Source organism: Muriicola sp., assembly GCF_049669965.1.
GTDB lineage: Bacteria > Bacteroidota > Bacteroidia > Flavobacteriales > Flavobacteriaceae > Muriicola.
The window spans coordinates 1-3035 of record NZ_JBATLB010000296.1; the positions used below are offsets into that span (position 1 = coordinate 1).

Annotated in this window: 3 protein-coding genes and 1 pseudogene; all 4 read left to right on the forward strand. The window is 37.2% G+C overall.

Annotated elements, in window-relative coordinates; translation table 11 throughout:
* Nucleotides 1-325: hypothetical protein (locus WBM49_RS14370; protein ID WP_424372736.1), on the forward strand; the 325-nt coding region annotated here is incomplete at its 5' end.
* Between the two features lie 603 nt (nucleotides 326-928).
* Nucleotides 929-1891 carry a hypothetical protein gene (locus WBM49_RS14375; RefSeq protein WP_424372737.1) on the forward strand — a complete coding sequence of 321 codons (963 nt, stop codon included), beginning with the start codon at nucleotides 929-931 and terminating at the stop codon, nucleotides 1889-1891.
* 31 nt (nucleotides 1892-1922) lie between these two features.
* On the forward strand, nucleotides 1923-2603 hold the full coding sequence (locus tag WBM49_RS14380) for a hypothetical protein (RefSeq protein ID WP_424372738.1): 681 nt from the start codon (nucleotides 1923-1925) through the stop codon (nucleotides 2601-2603).
* Between the two features lie 222 nt (nucleotides 2604-2825).
* Nucleotides 2826-3035: pseudogene (locus tag WBM49_RS14385) on the forward strand (Crp/Fnr family transcriptional regulator); the annotation flags it as partial.

Sequence of the window (3035 nt, forward strand, 5' to 3'; positions counted from 1 at the left end):
AAGTGATTTCGATGGTCTTTGGATCAATGTTAATGAAGAAAGGCCAGGTATAACCAAATGTAAAATTTCTTACAAAAACAATAGTTTTATTGTGCAAATGTGGGGTAGTTGTCAACCTCAGGATTGCGATTGGGGAGAAAATATTGCAAATGAGGTGAAAAAAGGAACCAATAAATTTGAACTAATTTGGGATTCTGGATTTGCTGAAAGCTCAATAACCTACGAAATCATTGATGATAAACTTAAAATGACACAAAAAAGACATTTTAAAGATAACTCAGGTCGACAAGATTATGAGGTAGTCGAATATTTCGTAAAACAATAGGTACGAAAACCTAACATCGGCTATAATTCAGCGCTGCTTTAGAACTTCCTTGAAATTTCCTACATTTAAATAAAACAAAACTTGGCTTCAATGGTTGAACGGCCATGGCTCGCTTTGCCAGCGCGAATTTCTAACGACAAAGCCGTTAGATCCTCCGCTAGCTTCGCCCCCAACGCCGCGCCGCAATTATAGCCAAAGCCGTTAGCGGCCATAGTGTTTTATTAAAACCTACTCTTACGGAGGGCTACGGATAGAAAATAAGTAGACTGCGGTTTGGTGCAATTCTTCCCTTTTTAAATATGGTTTACCTATCAGTGCGCATGGGGAACGACTTTCCTATTTTAAAGGCAGTCCATCATTGGCCAAGGTCGGGGTTGATATCTATTAAACCAGTTTAAAAAGGGCGCCGCGAACCTTTACCAGGGTTAAATGTCTAACGCAAAGTCTGGGCTACACCACGGCCGCTAACAACACCTATAATTCAGCCCTACTCTTCAGCCACTTATAAAATATTTCCTACTTTAGATTTAATACAAATTAAATCTATTTGATTTCACCCTATCGGGCCGAAAGCATAGCTTAAACGTTGGCTGTAATTTAGAAATGGACGAAGAACAAATCATACAATGGTTGCTTAAAGGTGATGTTTCAATACAATACCAGGTTAACCGTGATTTGTTGGGAACTGACAGAAAAGATTTGCAGGACAGAATTTTAGATGAAGGTTGGGGAAAACAATTTCTATCTAAAAGAAAACCAAATGGACATTGGGGCGACCGGTTTTATCAACCGAAGTGGATTTCAACGCATTATACGCTTCTCGACCTTCGCAACCTGAATCCGAATCAGAACAACAAACTTGTGAAAGAATCCACAGAGCAAGTATTGAAAACTTTGAAAGCTGAAGATGGCGGAATACAACTAGGACCATCAACGTCTGTACATAGTGATGTTTGCGTAAATGGAATGTTTTTAAACTATGCATCCTATTTCAAGACACCTGAGAATGAATTGCATTCGATTGTAGATAGTCTCCTCAATGAAATAATGCCGGATGGAGGATTCAATTGCAGGACAACAAGAAGCGGGGCAAGTCATAGCTCTTTACATTCGACAATCTCAGTCCTTGAAGGACTGTTTGAATTTCAAAAAGCAGGTTTTAGTTACAGAAGAAATGAAATCTCAAAAGCGATTAAAAGTGCAGAAGAGTTCGTGCTGATTCATAGACTGTTCCTTTCCGACCGAACAGGGAAAGTCATTCACCGGGACTTTTTGAAATTATCATATCCCGGCAGATGGAAGTATAATATTCTTAGAGCATTGGACTATTTCCAGAAAGCGGAAAGAAAATGGGATGATAGAATGAGTGATGCTTATGCAATGATTCATAAAAAACGAAATAAGAATGGAACTTGGAATATGCAAGCGGCTCATCCCGGAGAAGTGCACTTTGTAATGGAAAAAGCCGGTCAACCAAGTAGATGGAATACATTGAGAGCTATGCGGGTATTGAAACATTTTGAAAACAATAAAAAACTACAGCCAACAAAAGCTATAGCGCATTAAAACGCGCCATAGCCCAACCGTTACAGCACATATGAAATATCTTCTATTCATTTTTATAATAGGAATTCAAATTGTCCTTGCAAGTTGTAATCAAAACCAGACCGAATTAGACTTTGAGAAATCCGTTGCTTATGAAATTTTTCCATTACTAATAGAAAAAATACATTTTGACCGTCGTTTATTACCCCCACCACCACCAGTTCCTCATTATAATGACACAAACCAACTTATTGGATATGATACCATTATGTCAGACAGTATTTTGAAGGAATGGAAACACAAAGCTGAAGAATTAAAAGCGGATACAGTAAGACTGGTAATAGCCATTAATGACAGTACCGAAAGCTTAAAATATGAGGATTATAAATTTCTATTAAAGCGTTATATCGAAAAGGAAATAATTTTTAAGAAGATCGATTTATCCGAAAAATACAAAATCGATTTAGAGAGGTTAGTAGCAGACCCAAAATTGAAGTTTAAATATCGATCTAATTTCCCGAGTAAAAGTAATATTTGGAATGAGGAGTATAATTTTCACCTATCGGGAATAATTGGATTTTCAAGAATATTATTCGATCCGTCAAAAGAATTCGGAATACTCTCTACTGGTTTTGGTTGTGGAAAACTTTGTGGAACAGGATATTTAGTATTGATTAAAAAAGTAAATAAAAAATGGATGATTGATAAAATGATCATTACGGAAGAAGCATAAAATACGTGCTGTAACAACGGCTATAATTTATCGCTGCTTTCCTGCTTAATTGAAATTTCCTACATTTAAATAAAACTAAACTTGGCCTCAATGCTAAACGGTTAGGGCTCGCTTTTGCCGACGTTAATTTTTCCTGCAACGCAGGAAACCCAACGCTGAGCTTCGCCCCTATCGCCGCGCCGCAATCATAGCCAAAACCGTTGTGGCACATTTAAAAAAACATTGGAACAATATAAAACCATACTAGAAAACATTGGAAAATACGTTACTCTGAACGAAGAGGAAACGGAAAAACTGATTGGAATAATCCGAACGACCAAAATCAAAAAACGCCAAATTATTGACCAACCGAATTACGTTTGTCAATATCGGAATTATGTCGTGAAAGGTTCATTTCGTTCCTATTTTATAGACAATGAAGGAAAAGAGCAT